Below are 16,156 nucleotides of genomic sequence, written 5' to 3'. Positions count from 1 at the left end.
GAAGGAAGACCAGATGACAGACGAGTTTGCTGACCTCCACCGACCGATTTACGGTCCGGACCTGCTCATCACCGCCCTCGAACGGAACCACGACAAGCCGGCGCTGTACATCGGCGACGTTGTTCTCACCGGCGGACAGATGCGCGATCAGATCAGCTGCTTCGCCCAGGCACTCGCGTCGCTCGGAATCACCCAGGGCACCAGCACGGCGATGCTCTCCAAGAATCGACCCGAAGTACTCATCAGCATGGGCGCCACCATGATCACCGGTTGTCGCGCCAGCGCTCTCAATCCGATGGGCTCCCTCGACGACCACAAGTACATCGTCGACGACGCCGAGATCGAGACCCTCATCTTCGACCCCAACGCTTTCGAGGACAGGGCCGCCGAGTTGAAGGCGTCGTCGCCGTCGTTGACCACGATCCTGTCGATGGGCCCGTCGGAGATCGGCATCGACATTCTGGCTCTAGCGGCAACTTTCGAGCCGAAGCCGCTCAAAGCCGCGCACGTCGACGCCGAGGACGCCAGCAGCATGGTGTACACCGGCGGCACAACCGGAAAGCCGAAAGGTGTTATCGGGTCGTTCCGTTCGGGCGCGGCGCTCAACCAGATCCAGATGTCGGAATGGCAGTGGCCCGAGGAGAATCGCTTCCTCATCTGCACGCCGCTGTCCCATGCCGGTGCCGCGTTCTTCACTCCGACGCTCCTGCGCGGCGGCGCGCTGATCGTGCTGCCCGCCTTCGAGCCCGGAGCAGTTCTCGAAGCGATCGAGAAGTATAAGATCACGGCAACCATGTTGGTGCCCACCATGATCTACATGCTCATGGACCATCCGGATTTCGAGAAGCGGGACGTCTCTAGTCTGCAGACGCTCTTCTACGGCGCATCCGCGATGTCACCGGCCCGCTTGCAGGAAGGCATCAAGAAGTTCGGTCAGATCTTCTTCCAGTTCTACGGTCAGAGTGAGTGCGGCATGACCATCTCGGTGCTCCGCAAGGAAGAGCACCTCGCCGACGACCCGGTCCGACTTGCCACGTGTGGCCGCCCGGTGCCGTGGCTCGACGTCCGGCTGCTCGACGACGATCTGAACGAGGTGCCGCAGGGCGAACTCGGTGAGATCTGCGTCCGAGGTCCGTTGGTCATGAAGGGGTACTGGAAGAAGCCCGCCGAGACTGCAGAAGCCTTCCGCGGTGGCTGGCTGCACACCGGCGACATCGCGCGCAAGGACGTCGACGGGTTCCTGTCCATCGTCGATCGCAAGAAGGACATGATCGTGACCGGCGGTTTCAACGTGTTCCCGCGAGAGATCGAGGACGTGATCTCCGCGCACCCGTCCGTCGCGTCCGTGGCCGTGGTGGGTGTGCCGGACGACAAGTGGGGCGAAGCCGTCAAGGCGTGCGTGGTTTTGCGCGGCGGGCTCACCGTCAGTACCGAAGAGCTGGTCGAGCGGGTGAAGGCGGCCAAGGGATCAGTACACGCACCCAAGAGCATCGACTTCGTGGACAGCCTGCCGCTGACACCGCTCGGCAAGCTCGACAAGAAGGCTCTGCGTGCGCAGTACTGGGAGACCAGCGACCGCGCTGTGTAGTCGTAGGAGTGAGCTGGCAGTGGGAGTGAGCTGGCAGTAGGAGTGAGCACAGTTTTCCTCGAGTGAGCAGCCCCTGCAGCAGGATGCAAGGGCTGCTCACTTCGCAAAAAGGGTGCTAGCTCGCAGCGTCTCCGGACCTCAGCGTGTCCAGGTCTCAGCGTTTCCAGACGTAGCGTCGTTCCGGGCGGCCCACCACTCCGTACTTCAGGGACGTGGTGGACTGCCCGCTCGCGCACAGGTGCTCGAGGTAGCGACGCGCGCTTGCCCGCGAGATGCCGACGCGTTCGGAAATGTCTGTCGCCGAGACAGGTTCCGCTTCTCCGCGCAGTGCGGTCTCGACCAACTGCAGGGTCTCGGGACTCAGGCCCTTCGGCAGGGGTGCTGCCACAACACCGGCTACACCGAACGCTTCGTCGACGGCGGTCTGCTCGGCTTCACCCGCGCTGTCGAGGTTCGCGTACGTCGATCGGTACCGCTCGAGACGGTCACGGAGAACGTCGAATGTGAACGGCTTCATCAGATAATGCACGACGCCGCTGCGTAGTGCCTTCTTCACCGAGCCTGCCTCGCGCTCGCTGGTGATCACCAGAACGTCGAGTTCGGGCACCAGTTCCCGGAACGGAGCGATCAGATCGAGCCCTGTTGTTCCGGGCAGGTGGACGTCGAGAAGCACCAGATCGGGAACCAAATCTCCGACGGCAGCCAGCGCGGCCTCGGCGGAGTGCGCAACACCGCATACCTCGAAACCGTCTATCCGCGAAACAAATCCGCTGTGCACACGCGCGACCATGAAGTCGTCGTCGACTACCAGAACTCGGATCATTCGCTCTCTCCGTCATGTAGGACTGCGGTGAAGACGGTCCACTCGAGACCCTCCGCAGTGTGAGTGCTCACGGAGACGTCACCGCCGCGCCGCCGACATGTCAGGCGCACCAACGCCAACCCGAATCCGTGACCGTCGCTCGATTGTCCCTTGGTGCTCCAGCCCTGGCTGAACACCCGCTCTCGATTTTCGGGCGCGACACCGGGGCCGGCGTCCTCGACACGCACTTCGACGGAGGCGCCCAAACCGCGAATGGACAACCGAACCGTGCGCCGCTCCGTCTCCGACATTTCAGCGACGGCATCGACGGCATTGTCGACGAGGTTTCCGACCACCGTCGCCACATCGCGCCCGAGCGCGCGTTCGAGAGTGCCCAGATGCGAATCGGCAGACAAGTCGACGGTCACCAATCCCTGTGCCGCCGCGCCGATCTTGGCAATGACAAGCGCGGCGGTGCCAACATCGGCGATCTTGTCGGTGACCGCCGCGCTGATCTGCGCCCGCTCCATGGTCAAGCCTTCGACGTAGCCGACAACTTCGTCGTATTCGCCCAGTTGGATGAGGCCGGAGATGGTGTGCAGTTGATTGTCGAACTCGTGAATGTGAGCGCGCAGTGCGTCGGTGCTGGTTTTGGTGACGTCGAGTTCTTCCTCCACAGCCCGCAATTCGGTGCGATCACGGAACGTGGTGACCGACCCGATGGTGCGGCCTTTGGACTCGATGAGCACGGTGTTGAGAACTAGCAGCCGATCGCCGACCAGAACCAACTGATCGGATTCCGTTGTCCCGGAGGTCAGAACGCTCTGCAAGCGATCGTCGAGTCCTAGATCTCGGACGGATTTGCCCGCGCTGCCGTAGGCGATGTCGAGAAGTTGGTGGGCGCTCTCGCTCATCAGCACTACACGCCCCTGCGCGTCGAAGGCGATGACTCCCTCCTTGAGGCCGCGCAGCATTGCCTCGCGGTGGCGGACAAGATCGAGGATCTCGCCGGGCTCCATGCCAAGTGTCTGCCGTTTGACCCTGCGGGCCAACAGGATCGAGCCGACTGCGCCGATCACCGAAGCAACTGCGAGATACACCAGGAGGTTCGGCGCCGACTGCAGTAGGCGGGTCCAGATCGACGGGTACTCGATCCCGACTACGGCGCTGCCGATGATCGAACCCTCGTTGCCGAGAATCGGAACCTGCGCTTCGACGGCCTTGCCGGAGGACGTGTCGACCAGTCCCGTCTCGGACCGGCCCTGAGTCTGCGGCACGGCAGTGCCGACATCGCCGGGGCGGGTGGAAATGACAACGGTGCCCTCTCCATCGGCAAGAGACACGTACGTGACACCGGAGATTGCACGCACCGAATCGACAGATCCCTGCAGCCCCGAGCGGATACGGGTCTGAGCCCCGGGGAGTAGTTCTCGCACTGCCGGATTGGCGGCAAGCGACTCTGCTGCCGAAAGTGCGCGGCGCCCCTCCTCGCGCTGGAAACTCGCCGACGACTGCGCAAGCGAGAGTGCGGTCACGCAGAGAAGAACCGCCACGACGATCAGGAGTTGCAGTTCGAGTAGCTGTGTCGCCAATGTCTGTCGTCGACGGCGGAAGCGAGCGCGCAGCGGTATGCGTTCGGCCTGCGCGTTTCCTGTGGACACCTGCCAGACCATAGCGCGGTAGTCGGGCGCCGGGAAAGTGGCTGTTTGTGAGCACAATGAGCACAAAGCACTTTGCGTTCCCAATGGTGACTCCAGTCACAAAGTGCGCCAGTATGAAATCTGTTCACACATCGAACCAGGCAGGAAAGGGCAACATCATGAGTGCATCGACGCGGCTGAGCAGGCGTATCGCCCCGCTGGCTGCTTGCGCGATGGCTCTCGCGGCGGCGATCGGATGCACTCCGGTCGAGTCCTTCCTCGCTGGTGGCCAGGCAGGAGCCAGTTCCGAGGAATTGCGCATCCTGGTGCCGTCGGTTGCCGGTGGCGGTTACGACCTGACCGCCCGAACCATGGTGCAAGCCCTTGCCGACGAGGGAACCGCCACCGCCGACGTCGTGGTTCTGCCCGGATCGGGTGGCATCGTCGGACTCAACCGGTTGGTTCTCGAACGGGGGAACTCCGATCTCCTCATGGTGATGGGGCTCGGTGTGCTCGGATCCGTGGAAATTCTGCCGTCCCAGCACACGCTTGCCGACGCGACACCGATCGCACGGTTGATGGACGAACCGGAAGCTGTTCTGGTTCCGGCAGATTCGCCGTTCACAACCCTGGCGGATCTGACATCGGCGTGGACCCAAGACCCGTCGTCGATCTCGATAGGCGGGGGTTCGAGCGAAGGCGGACCGGACGGGCTGTTCCGGCTTCTCCTGGCGCGGGCCGTCGGCGTCGATCCGTCGCTGTCCCCGTCGCGCACGTACGACGGCGGCGGTGAACTGCTCCCAGCGCTATTGACCGGGCAGGTCGATGTCGCGGCAACCGGTCTCGGTGAATACCTGGATCAGATTGCGGCAGGAACGGTTCGGGTTCTTGCGGTCAGTTCACCGCAGCGCTCGCCGGCGGTGGACGCGCCCACCTTGGCTGAACTGGGCGTCGACGTCACCTTCACGAACTGGCGAGGCCTCATGGCGCCGCCTGGGCTGACCGACGATCAGCGACTGCGTCTGCAGACGCTGGTGACGGACTTGACGGCCAGCCCGCGATGGAACGAGCTTTCCCGCCGAAACGGTTGGAACAGTGCAGTTCTCACGGAACCCGAGTTCTCCGAGTTCCTGCAAGATCAATCCCGGTTTGTTGCTGCGACTTTGGACCGGTAGGGCGTCAACACCGAAGTTTCGTTTCACCCTCAGTAGGACATCAGCTGGATTTGCTGTGCCTTCTTCTCCTCGTTCCGTACGCAAAGGAGCTCACCATGCTCGTCACACTCGGCTTCCTCATGGTTGCGGTGTTCATGTTTCTCATCCTCACCAAACGTGCAACACCGGTGGTGGGGCTGACACTGGTTCCCGTGGCCTTCGGATTACTTGCCGGAGCGGGCCTCGGGATCGGCGACATGATCACCGACGGCATCAAATCGCTTGCCCCCACCGCGGCGCTCTTGTTCTTCGCGATCATCTTCTTCGGCATCATGATCGACGTCGGGTTGTTCGATCCGCTCGTGAAGTTCATTCTCCGGTTGGTGCGTGACGACCCGATGCGATTGGTGGTCGGCACCGCAGTTCTGGCGATGGTGGTCTCCCTCGACGGCGACGGTTCCACGACGTTCATCATCGTGACGTCCGCGATGTTGCCGCTGTACCTCAAACTCGGAGTCAGTCCGGTTGTGCTGACAGTGGTCGCCGGGCTGTCCAACGCGACGATGAACATCATTCCGTGGGGCGGTCCCACCGTCCGGGCCGCCAGCGCCTTGGGACTTTCGCCGTCCGATGTCTTTGTTCCGATGGTGCCGTCGCTGATCGTCGGATTGATCATGGTGCTCGGGTTTTCGGTTCATCTCGGGATCATGGAGCGTCGCCGGATCGGGACTTTGGTCCTCACTTCTGAACGCATCCTCGAAAAGGTCGGAAACGGAGGAACTTCCAGCGCCGGCAGTGATAACAGTGGCAATGCCGACGACAGTGACGACGGCGGCGACACCGGACGCTTCATCGACGGCCTCGACCCCAAGCGGGATACTTTGCGGCCGAAGCTCCTGTGGTTCAACGCCGCGCTGACGACTGTCCTTCTGGTTGTTCTCGTCATGGATGTGCTTCCCATCCCGGTGCTGTTCATGATCGCGTCGTCGATCGCTCTCGCGGTGAATTTCCCTGCCGTCAAGGATCAGGGTGAGGCGATTGCCCGGCACTCGGCGAGCATCGTGTCCGTTGTCGCGATGGTGTTGGCGGCAGCTGTGCTGACCGGCGTTTTTCAGGGCACCGGCATGGTCGAGGCAATGGCCGAATGGCTCCTGCAGGTCATTCCCGACGCGATGGGCTCCCACCTGGCCGTCATCACCGGCGTCCTGAGCATTCCGCTCACGTTCTTCATGACCAACGACGCCTTCTACTTCGGCGTACTGCCGGTGTTGTCGGAGACGGCGGCGCAGTACGGAATCGAGCCGGTGGAGATGGCTCGGGCGTCGATCACCGGGCAGGCAGTACACATGCAGAGCCCGCTGGTCCCGGCGATTCTGCTGCTCGTGACGTTAGCCGGTGTGTCTTTGGCGGATCACCACAAGAAGGTCCTGTGGCGAGCCGGCCTCATCTCGATCACGATGCTCGTGGTCGGAGTTGCGTTGGGGCAGATCCCGTTCTGAGCGTGATCACGTGTGGAAGGGGCATCGACCTTGGTCGGTGCCCTTTTTCTTCGTCACGAAGTTGGGGCGGATCGAGAGATCTGGCTCGTCGTAGAGGCGATGGAACGTCGGAGTGAGAGAACTGGACATCGGCGGGTTCACCCAGGACCAGTCCGTCGGGCACTTGCGTCCCGCCTTCTCTTCGCGCGCGATGTGGTCGATGAATTGTTTTGCGACAGTGTGGTGGTCGACCATGATGACGCCGGCCTTGCGATAGCTGTGAATAACTGCGCGGTTCAATTCGACCAGAGCACGGTCCTTCCACAGAGTGCGGTCGTGGCTCGTATCGAGTTCCAAATGCGCTGCCACGGCGGGAAGCATGTTGTAGCGATCGGTGTCGCTGAAGTTGCGTGCGCCCACTTCGGTACTGACGTACCAACCGCTGAACGGAGTGCAGGGGTAGACGATTCCGCCGATATCGAGATTCATGTCCGAGACTGCCGGAACGGCGTGCCATTTAAGGCCCAGGTCAGCGAACCACGGGTAGTCGGGATGCTCGATGGGTACCTCGAGGACAAGGTCTGCAGGCACGTCGAAGTACTGCAGTGGTTCGTCCGGAACCGAAATGAGCAGGGGTAGAACGTCGAACGGCGTTCCGGCGCCCTTCCACCCCATCGACGTAACCTGTTCTGTCAGGTCGACGTGCCACGGGTCGCCCAGAATTGTGCCGTCCGGCTGCCGGTAGCCGGCGTAGCGGATCAGTTGCGGGCTGAGGATGCGGTACTCCTGCCCGTCCTCGCGGGGAAGTGGTCCGACGGTGACGACGGACTGGAGTGCGCCGCCGTTGGTCGAGAGTCGCAGGTGTTCCCAACAGGCTTCCGCCAGTGCGTATGCGGTGACGGCATCGCGGGCGTCTATGAGCTTGAGGGTGCGCCAATGTGCGCGTCCGACGCACCGTGCGTGGTTGCGCCACGCGAGTTTGGCTCCGACCAGAAGTTCTTCGGCGGTGTGGGTGTACGTTCCGGTCCGATGCAGTTCCCGTAGCGCTTCGTGTCTTCTCGACGTCGGCAGGTGGCTCAGTTCCGGAGAGTCGAAGAACTCCACGCACTCGAGTTCGCGGCGTTGAAGATCGGTAGGCACCGGAGGATGTGATGCGAGCGGAGTTGAAGGAGCGCTACCTGTTGGCAATGCATCCGGTCGAACAATATCCACGGCACGACTCCTGTTTGGCTGGTTCGGATTTCGCTGGACGTTAGCTCAACTGTCGAGCGTGTCGAAACCCTTGCTTATTTTGCACCCCCCAGTGAAAAAGGGACGGGCGTACCGAAAAAATCGACGTGACGTGTGACATATATGGCCAAACATTTACGAGTTGGACATTTGTGACATAAGCTCCCCTCGGAAAGTTTGCGGCTGGTCTGCCGCGAAAAATCGGGACGAGGATAAGCGTGGATTCGCAAGCAATTTCTCTGGTCCGGTCGAGCTTCAAGTCCATCGTCGCTGAAGAAGGCGGCCCGGAGCGGCTTGCCCGGACCTTCTATTCGCTGCTGTTCGCGCGCTCACCGGAGACACGCGAGTTCTTTCCGGCTGCAATGGACGTGCAGCGTGACCGTCTGTTCACGGCGATAGCTTACGTTGTCGAACGACTCGACGAGACCGACGAAATTCTTGAATATCTCGCGCAATTGGGCCGCGATCATCGCAAATACGGTGTAACGGACGAGCATTACCAAGCCGTCGGCAATTCGATGATCGAAGCCTTCGAACTGTTCGGCGGCGCCGAGATGTGGACCGACGAGGTCGACAGCGCCTGGCGCAACGCCTTGGCTGTCATCTCCGCAGCCATGATGGACGCGGCAAACGCAGAAGACGGACCGCCCGCCTGGAGCGCCACGGTAATCGAGACGCGCACCGCGATCAGAGGAGTCGCGATCGTGCGACTCCAACTCGATCAGCCCATGGACTACCGACCCGGTCAATACGTCAGTGTGCAGGTTGGCGCGCGGCCCCGGATGTGGCGATACCTTTCCCCGGCCAATCCGCCGGACGGATCGGGAATCATCGAGTTCCACATCCGTCAGGTAACCGGCGGCTGGGTCAGCCCCGCAATGGTCACGCAGACCACCGTCGGAGACATCTGGGTGATCGGGTCACCGATCGGCGGTCTCGGAATTCCGGAGAACACCAAAGACTTACTGATGATCGCGTCGGGAACCGGCGTTGCACCGCTGCGCGCACAGATCCTGGAACTGATCCGTCGCGGCAATACTCGCAAGGTTCACTTGTTCTACTCCGGTGCGCATCCGTGCGATCTGTACGACCTCCCACATCTGTGGGCCCTCGCCGAGCGACATCCCTGGCTCACCATCGTCCCGGTCTCGGAAGACGACACCAATCCGTGGTGGCACACCGAGACAGAACCGCTGTCACCGATCGGAATGCCGAAGCGCATGACCGGAAAAGTCGGCAAGGTCGTCACATCGTTCGGGAACTGGGCGGGATGCGACATCCAAGTCGTCGGCAACGAATCCGTCGTGAACAGCACCAAATTCCGGCTCCGGGCCGTCGGCATCGACGCCGCGACCGTCCGCAGTGATCCCACGTACTGACCGTCAGTAAGGGTCGAAGCTTATGGCCTCGGCCGGAGTTCCCGTCGCAATCAGCCGATCTCGCGTCGAACGCACCATCGCAGCCGACCCACACACCAACACCTGGTGCTCGGTGAAGGCCCCGTACGACGAGACGACGTCGGCAAGCGTTCCCTCCACCAGATGATCCTCGCCGAAACCGATGTCGACGCCGAGCCTGTCGGCCCAGCCGTCGGGTGGGCCGGCGTCCGTGAGATCTTCGACGACGGGAATCGGTTGCAACCACGGCAGTTCGTGGGCGAGTATCCACAGCATGTCTGCCGCGTACAGATCGCGAAGCGTTCGACCGCCGAAAAACAGGTAGACCAGCGGCGGATTCGGCGACTGGGCCAGATCGAGGATGATCGACCGCATCGGCGCCAAACCGGTTCCGCCCGCGATCATGATGACGGGCGGACCGTTCTCGTCGACGGCAAGATTGCCGCGCGGATCGATGATCGTCCACATGTCGCCGGGTTGAGTGTCCTTGACTATCGCACCGCTCACCCAACCGCCGGGAACCGTCTTGACGTGGAACTCGAGCTTCCCGTCCTGCGACGGTGGCAGCGCGGGGGACAGCCGGCGAAGCAAGCGGGCATTCTGCGGCACGCTCACATCCACGTATTGACCCGGCCGGAACGGCACGACGTCGCCGATCAGGCGAACCACGGCCAGATCCTCACGCAGGCGGTGATGTTCGACGACAGTGCTGGTCCAGGATCGTGAAGTCATGGATGTCTCCTGAAAGTCAGTAGAGCGGGTCGTGCAGGATCTGGTCGATCGGAGTGCCACCGGCCCGCAACGCGTAGATCGTGGTCTTGATCATCGACGGTGACCCCGAGATCTGGATCTGACGGTCCGCCCACGAACCGAACCGCGCAACGACCCGACCGATAGGGCCGGTCAGGCGTGAATGCATACCGAATGGCGGCTCGAGTGCCGGCCCGCTGTGCCACCACGGATTCTCGGCTTCCTCGGACACCGGTACGACGGTCAGCCACGGGTTGCTGAGCGAAATGTGCCACAAGGTCTCGAGATCGTAGAGATCACACGGGTAGCGTCCGCCGACAAAAAGATGAACACGCGGATTCTGCGCTCGCTGAGACATTTCCATCACCTGAGCGCGCAGCGGCGCGATCCCGGTGCCCGAACCGATCATCAGGACGTCACGGTCGTGTGTGAAGTCCACTTCCAGACCGCCGAGCGGAGTGGACATGACCCATTGGTCGCCGACATTGGTCTCAGTGACGATTGCCGGGCTCACCCAGCCGCCCGAGACCTTGCGGACGTGGAACTCGAGTTGGCCGAAGGGATTGGTCGGAATGGCGGGGGAGTAGTACCGCCACATTCGGGGGCGTTGGGGTACCTGCACCCCGACGTACTGACCAGCGCCGTACGGAATGGGCGGGTCGGTTTCGAGGCGCACTATCGCAAGATCGTCGAGCACCCGTTCGTGGCTGACGACGGTTCCGCCCCACAGCGCCGGGGTTGTATCGGACTCGGCGCCTTCCGCCATCGTGCTCACGACGAACTCGGTGAACTCGGACCAGGCCTCTTCGAGTTCGGGTGTCCACTTGTACCGGCTGTGGGCGCTGGTCCCGTGCATCGATTTCACGGCGCGCCTCATCGCAACTCCGGCAGCCCGGTAGTGCTCGCGTTCGACACCGTAGCGACGATGGTCGAGGCCGAGTTGAGTCAGGAATTTCCGGATCCTGCGCTGCTGCGGCAGGTTCTTCACGACAAATTCGATAGCGGTGACAAACCTGTGGCCTTGGGATTCCATCCCGGCCGGGAACAATGAGCGGTACAGAGGATGTTCGGCAAAAAGGGCCGTGTAGAACAGAGCTGAAAAGTGGGCGCGAGAGTCGTCGTCGTCGGCCAGAGCGTCGAGGCTGGATTGCAGGCGGGCGATCACCGTCGGATCCAATCGACACCCCTTTCGCAACAGCTGCAACTCTCGTCCCAATTCTAGTACGGCTCGAATTGTTACAAACGATGGCGAACCCGCCTGGCCAAATCAAACTTGAGCGGAATAGACTCAAGTTTGTCCGCGTTGAGCATATTGACACGGCCGCACCACCACCCGGAGCGGCCCACAACTTCGACTTCGACGCGCTTGTGGCGACCGGAGCCCGGCCAGAAAGGTGACAAGTGGACTCGTTCACACCAACAACCAAGACCCAGGCTGCGATGACGGCTGCACTGCAGTCGGCGTCGTCGGCGGGTAACCCCGACATTCGACCGGCACACCTGCTGGTCGCACTCCTCGACCAAACCGACGGCATCGCGGGCCCGCTGCTCAAAGCAGTGGGCGTCGATCCCACCGTCGTGCATCGCGAAGCTCAGAGCATGGTGGATCGCCTGCCGAAAACCACCGGTGCGAGCTCCACGCCCCAGCTCGGGCGTGAAGCACTCGCGGCGCTGACCTCCGCGCAGCACCTCGCCACCGAGATGGACGACGAGTACGTCTCCACCGAGCACGTGCTGTACGGACTTGCCGACGGTGATTCCGACGTCGCGACCCTGCTGAAGAATCACGGTGCGACACCAATCGCGCTGCGTGAGGCGTTCACCACAGTTCGCGGGAGCGCGCGTGTCACCAGCCCGGAGCCGGAAGGCACCTACCAAGCGCTGGAAAAGTACTCCACCGACCTCACCGAAGCCGCACGCAGCGGCAAGCTAGACCCGGTGATCGGCCGCGACACCGAGATTCGACGTGTCGTGCAGGTGCTCTCGCGTCGCACCAAGAACAACCCGGTACTCATCGGTGAGCCAGGCGTCGGCAAAACCGCGATCGTGGAGGGCCTTGCCCAACGCATCGTCGCGGGTGACGTCCCGGAATCGCTGCGCGGAAAGACCGTCATCTCCCTGGACCTCGGGTCCATGGTGGCCGGTGCCAAGTATCGCGGTGAGTTCGAGGAGCGCCTCAAGGCAGTTCTCGACGACATCAAGAACAGCGCCGGACAGGTCATCACCTTCATCGACGAGCTGCACACCATCGTCGGCGCCGGAGCCACCGGTGAATCCGCGATGGACGCAGGCAACATGATCAAGCCGATGCTCGCCCGCGGTGAGCTGCGGCTGGTCGGTGCCACCACGCTCGAGGAATACCGCAAGTACATCGAGAAGGACGCCGCACTCGAGCGTCGCTTCCAGCAGGTACTCGTCGGTGAGCCCTCGGTCGAGGACACCGTAGGCATCCTGCGCGGCCTCAAGGAGCGCTACGAAGTGCACCACGGCGTGCGCATCACCGACTCCGCGCTGGTAGCAGCCGCTTCGCTGTCCGACCGCTACATCACGTCGCGGTTCCTGCCGGACAAGGCCATCGACCTCGTCGACGAAGCAGCGTCGCGTCTGCGCATGGAGATCGACTCGCGTCCCGTCGAGATCGACGAGGTGGAACGTACCGTCCGCCGACTCGAGATCGAGGAAGTGGCACTCGAGAAGGAAACCGACGACGCGTCGAAGGCGCGGCTCGAGAAGTTGCGCCAAGAACTTGCCGACGACCGCGAGAAGCTCAGTCAGCTCAGTACTCGCTGGCAGAACGAGAAGCAGGCCATCGACTCGGTGCGCGTGCTCAAGGAACAGCTCGAATCCCTGCGAGGAGAGTCCGAACGCGCTGAGCGTGACGGCGATCTGGGCAAGGCAGCCGAGCTGCGCTACGGCCGCATCCCCGCGTTGGAGAAGGAACTGGAAGCCGCAGCAGAGGCTTCCGGCGCCGCCTCCGACGGCGACGTGATGCTCAAGGAAGAGGTCGGTCCGGACGACGTCGCAGACGTGGTCGCAGCCTGGACCGGCATTCCGGCCGGCCGAATGCTGGAAGGCGAAACCGAGAAGCTGCTCCGAATGGAGTCCGAACTCGGCAAGCGCGTCGTCGGACAGACTGATGCCGTCGTCGCCGTCTCGGATGCGGTTCGCCGCGCCCGAGCAGGTGTCGCCGACCCCAATCGGCCCACCGGTTCGTTCCTGTTCCTCGGCCCGACCGGCGTCGGTAAGACGGAGCTCGCCAAAGCCTTGGCGGACTTCCTCTTCGACGACGAGCGCGCGATGATCCGCATCGACATGAGCGAATACGGTGAGAAGCACTCGGTGGCCCGACTCGTCGGTGCCCCTCCGGGATACGTCGGTTACGAAGCCGGCGGCCAGCTCACCGAAGCAGTTCGGCGACGCCCGTACTCGGTGGTCCTCTTCGACGAGGTCGAAAAGGCACACCCCGACGTGTTCGACGTCCTGCTCGCAGTGCTCGACGAAGGCCGACTCACCGACGGTCAAGGCCGCACGGTGGACTTCCGCAACACCATCCTGATCCTGACCTCCAACCTGGGATCCGGTGGAACACGCGAGCAGGTCATGGACGCGGTACGCCACGCGTTCAAGCCCGAGTTCATCAACCGTCTCGACGACGTGGTCATCTTCGACTCGCTCTCCGAAGAGCAGTTGGAGCACATCGTGGACATCCAGCTCGAGCAGCTGCAGAAGCGTCTGGCTGCGCGTCGACTCACCCTCGAGGTGAACGGGGCGGCTCGGATGTGGCTCGCGGTGCGCGGCTACGACCCGCTGTACGGCGCTCGGCCACTGCGTCGACTCGTCCAGCAGTCGATCGGCGACCAGCTCGCCAAACTGCTCCTGGCCGGCAAAGTCCAGGACGGAGACACCGTGAACGTGGGTGTCAGCGAGGACGCGGACCAGCTGGTTCTGTCCTGACCGTTCTGCCGCTGATGCGGTAACTGCAATGCCCCGTCGATCCATGCGGATCGGCGGGGCATTCGCGTTTTCTCTACCCTGGTTTTGTCGACGCTGGTTTTGTCGACGTTGTTTTTGTCTACGCTGAACGGCTGGATGCTCGTACGGCAGATGTGCGCACCCGTACGTCCGAAATGAAGGTGGCCAGGAATGACTGATCAGAACGATCCGCGTAAGTCGGACCAGCCGACCGAGCATTTCGAGATTCCCGAGCAGTACCAGAACCCCGAGCAGTACCAGAACCCACAGCAGTACCCCTACGGTGGGCCGGATCAGAACACCGAGTACCTGGGTCAGCCGAACCAGCAGGGCCAGCAGGGTCAGCCCAACCCGACGCAGGCGTTTCCGCCCTATAACCCGCAGTTCGATCCGCAAGCCCCACCGCCCGGCGCGACGCAGGCGTACCCGACATACAACGCGCAGCAGTACGGGCAGACGCAGCAGTACGGGCAGACGCAGCAGTACGGACAGACTCAGCAGTATCCGGTTGGCGGCGGAAGTGGCGGCGGGGTGCCGCCGGAGCAACCATTCTTGGACAGTGGGTCGCCGGATGGTGGGAAGCGACGCAAGCTCGGGACCTGGATCGCGGCGGGAGTTGTCGGCATCCTGGTTGCCGTCGTCGCGATCATCGGGATTTCGTTGTTCGGTTCCTCGGGTGAATCGGGAACGCAGACGGCATTTGTTCCGCCCACCAGCACGGTGGCGCCGACGACGCCCAAACCTACGACCACCGCACCTGCGCCGTCGCCTACATCCTCGCCGCTCGAAAACCTGCCTGGCGGACTCGGTGATGTCATCGGCCAAGCCGGCGGAGCTGTCGGCACAGTGGTGTCCAATGACGGCGGCACCCTGGTCATCAACTCGATCGGTGGATCTCAGACCACCATTCTCACCACACCTGAGACGACGCTGATCGCGTTCAACCGATCATCTGTTGCTGACCTGCAACCGGGTGACAACATCGTCGTCGACGGCACCCCGGTGGAGAACGGCACGATGACCGCAAAGACGATTCTCGATACTTCATTGCCGTCGTTCGGCAACTGAGCCAGCGTGTCGTCGCGCTTATGAGACTTGGATCGAGGGGTTTCGCCGCACCGAAGGTAACGCCGCCACACCGATCAGGTGACAGTTCTCGGGGTGTTGCGGGAGGTTGTCGTCGGAAGTCGCTAGGCTGGCTGTGATGACTGGAATGTGGTTCGGACTCGCATTAGTGGCACTCGCAGGCGCGGGTGCGCTTCTGTACGTCGATAGAACAAGACGTGATCAATCCGGCCGCGTACGTCAGATTTGGGCAAAAGCGCAGGGCTACACGTACACCGGTGCTGATGATCAGCTTGCCGGCGAGTGGCATCGCGCAGCGATGGCCAAGCAGGACTACCTGACCGCAACCGATGTTGTGCGTGGCACAAGACGTGGTGAGCAGTTTGTGCTCTTCGACCTCGAGGAAACAGCAACCATCGTGGCGGTTCGACGCGAAGTCGGGTCTGACGTCGACATTGATCTACGGCTCAAATCGACGGCACCGCCCAAGGACGGCGACCTCAATCTCCTGGGCGCAATCGGTCCGCGCGTCGTGTTTGCAACCGACCTCGAAATCGCTCGCCGGGTCTGTGACCAGCGCATGGTCGCCTTCACCGAATCAGTACCCCCGGCAATCAGCATGCTGTGGAGCGAAGGTCGCTGGACCCTCGGCTCCCTTCCGGTCTCGAGCACCGGCCGCGATTGGGATGCTGCCATCGAAGCTGTCGCACGGCTGTCCGGCATCCTGCACGTACTCCCTCCCGTCACGGATCCGCGTGAACTCGAAGTCGATCACGACCCGACCCGGCCCCGCCCCCGCAGCGACAAATCCGATGCACCGCTGAACCGCGAAGCGCCGCAGGCCGTTCGTAGTGCACCGCAGGCACCGCCGGTCGTTCGTGGCGCGCAGCAGGCACCACGCCGGGAGGCTCCGGAGTCGCAGCGTCGAGAGGCTCCAGAGTCGCAGCGTCGCGAGGAGTCGGACGTGCCCCGTCGAACCGCCCCGGAATTGCCCCGCCGGGAGTTTCCCGCCCCGTCGACCACGCCGAAACCCAACCCCGGCACACAGCGCTCGGGAACCGTACGCCCTGTCGATTGAGC

At 62.8% G+C, this 16,156-nt stretch carries 12 protein-coding genes; 7 read left to right on the top strand and 5 right to left on the bottom strand.

The features are described 5' to 3' along the window. Nucleotides 1-13: 13 nt before the first annotated feature. Nucleotides 14-1,588 carry an AMP-binding protein gene (locus EEB13_RS07035; protein WP_033235685.1) on the top strand — a complete coding sequence of 525 codons (1,575 nt, stop codon included), beginning with the start codon at nucleotides 14-16 and terminating at the stop codon, nucleotides 1,586-1,588. 154 nt (nucleotides 1,589-1,742) lie between these two features. On the opposite strand, the gene EEB13_RS07030 is transcribed toward EEB13_RS07035, so the two are convergent. Next, the gene (locus tag EEB13_RS07030) at nucleotides 1,743-2,411 is read right to left on the bottom strand and encodes a response regulator (protein WP_141484898.1); all 669 of its coding nucleotides are present in this window, start codon (nucleotides 2,409-2,411) and stop codon (nucleotides 1,743-1,745) included. Beyond that, on the bottom strand, nucleotides 2,408-4,051 hold the full coding sequence (locus tag EEB13_RS07025) for a sensor histidine kinase (protein WP_261984458.1): 1,644 nt from the start codon (nucleotides 4,049-4,051) through the stop codon (nucleotides 2,408-2,410). The genes EEB13_RS07030 and EEB13_RS07025 overlap by 4 nt, the downstream gene beginning before the upstream one ends. Nucleotides 4,052-4,164: 113 nt before the next feature. Between EEB13_RS07025 and EEB13_RS07020 the strand changes: the two genes are divergently transcribed. Then, nucleotides 4,165-5,205, top strand: coding sequence for a Bug family tripartite tricarboxylate transporter substrate binding protein (locus EEB13_RS07020; RefSeq protein WP_095886828.1), 1,041 nt, complete (start codon nucleotides 4,165-4,167; stop codon nucleotides 5,203-5,205). Nucleotides 5,206-5,300: 95 nt separating this feature from the next. Then, nucleotides 5,301-6,683 (top strand): CitMHS family transporter, encoded by a 1,383-nt coding sequence (locus tag EEB13_RS07015; RefSeq protein ID WP_033235823.1) that lies wholly within the window; start codon nucleotides 5,301-5,303, stop codon nucleotides 6,681-6,683. Between the two features lie 6 nt (nucleotides 6,684-6,689). On the opposite strand, the gene EEB13_RS07010 is transcribed toward EEB13_RS07015, so the two are convergent. Continuing rightward, complete coding sequence (locus tag EEB13_RS07010; protein WP_141484897.1) at nucleotides 6,690-7,874, bottom strand: nitric oxide synthase oxygenase; 1,185 nt, start codon at nucleotides 7,872-7,874, stop codon at nucleotides 6,690-6,692. 236 nt (nucleotides 7,875-8,110) lie between these two features. Here EEB13_RS07010 and EEB13_RS07005 point away from each other — a divergent pair, with 236 nt between their 5' ends. After that, the gene (locus EEB13_RS07005; RefSeq protein ID WP_033235679.1) at nucleotides 8,111-9,271 is read left to right on the top strand and encodes a globin domain-containing protein; all 1,161 of its coding nucleotides are present in this window, start codon (nucleotides 8,111-8,113) and stop codon (nucleotides 9,269-9,271) included. Between the two features lie 3 nt (nucleotides 9,272-9,274). On the opposite strand, the gene EEB13_RS07000 is transcribed toward EEB13_RS07005, so the two are convergent. Beyond that, entirely contained in the window at nucleotides 9,275-10,021 is a 747-nt protein-coding gene (locus EEB13_RS07000; RefSeq protein WP_033235678.1) for an FAD-binding oxidoreductase, read from the bottom strand. Nucleotides 10,022-10,037: 16 nt separating this feature from the next. Beyond that, nucleotides 10,038-11,216 (bottom strand): FAD-binding oxidoreductase, encoded by a 1,179-nt coding sequence (locus tag EEB13_RS06995; RefSeq protein ID WP_233364085.1) that lies wholly within the window; start codon nucleotides 11,214-11,216, stop codon nucleotides 10,038-10,040. Between the two features lie 224 nt (nucleotides 11,217-11,440). Here EEB13_RS06995 and clpB point away from each other — a divergent pair, with 224 nt between their 5' ends. The 3 genes from clpB (at nucleotide 11,441) to EEB13_RS06980 (ending at nucleotide 16,154) form a co-directional block, all read left to right on the top strand. Continuing rightward, on the top strand, nucleotides 11,441-13,993 hold the full coding sequence (gene clpB, locus EEB13_RS06990; RefSeq protein ID WP_033235677.1) for an ATP-dependent chaperone ClpB: 2,553 nt from the start codon (nucleotides 11,441-11,443) through the stop codon (nucleotides 13,991-13,993). 189 nt (nucleotides 13,994-14,182) lie between these two features. Continuing rightward, nucleotides 14,183-15,079, top strand: coding sequence for a hypothetical protein (locus EEB13_RS06985; protein WP_242484608.1), 897 nt, complete (start codon nucleotides 14,183-14,185; stop codon nucleotides 15,077-15,079). Nucleotides 15,080-15,224: 145 nt separating this feature from the next. Continuing rightward, complete coding sequence (locus EEB13_RS06980) at nucleotides 15,225-16,154, top strand: hypothetical protein (protein ID WP_242484653.1); 930 nt, start codon at nucleotides 15,225-15,227, stop codon at nucleotides 16,152-16,154. The last annotated feature ends 2 nt before the right edge of the window (nucleotides 16,155-16,156 follow it).

This window comes from Rhodococcus sp. WS3 (genome assembly GCF_003797085.1).
GTDB lineage: Bacteria > Actinomycetota > Actinomycetes > Mycobacteriales > Mycobacteriaceae > Rhodococcus_F > Rhodococcus_F globerula.
The sequence above is the reverse complement of the archived record's forward strand: the minus strand, read 5'-3'. Positions and strand labels throughout refer to the sequence as shown.

Bases quoted from the DNA above. Each gene is read 5' to 3' on its own strand.
- EEB13_RS07035 (WP_033235685.1), top strand. From the start codon at position 14: ATGACAGACGAGTTTGCTGACCTCCACCGACCGATTTACGGTCCGGAC.
- EEB13_RS07030 (WP_141484898.1), bottom strand. From the start codon at position 2,411: ATGATCCGAGTTCTGGTAGTCGACGACGACTTCATGGTCGCGCGTGTG.
- EEB13_RS07020 (WP_095886828.1), top strand. From the start codon at position 4,165: ATGAAATCTGTTCACACATCGAACCAGGCAGGAAAGGGCAACATCATG.
- EEB13_RS07015 (WP_033235823.1), top strand. From the start codon at position 5,301: ATGCTCGTCACACTCGGCTTCCTCATGGTTGCGGTGTTCATGTTTCTC.
- EEB13_RS07000 (WP_033235678.1), bottom strand. From the start codon at position 10,021: ATGACTTCACGATCCTGGACCAGCACTGTCGTCGAACATCACCGCCTG.
- EEB13_RS06985 (WP_242484608.1), top strand. From the start codon at position 14,183: ATGACTGATCAGAACGATCCGCGTAAGTCGGACCAGCCGACCGAGCAT.
- EEB13_RS06980 (WP_242484653.1), top strand. From the start codon at position 15,225: ATGTGGTTCGGACTCGCATTAGTGGCACTCGCAGGCGCGGGTGCGCTT.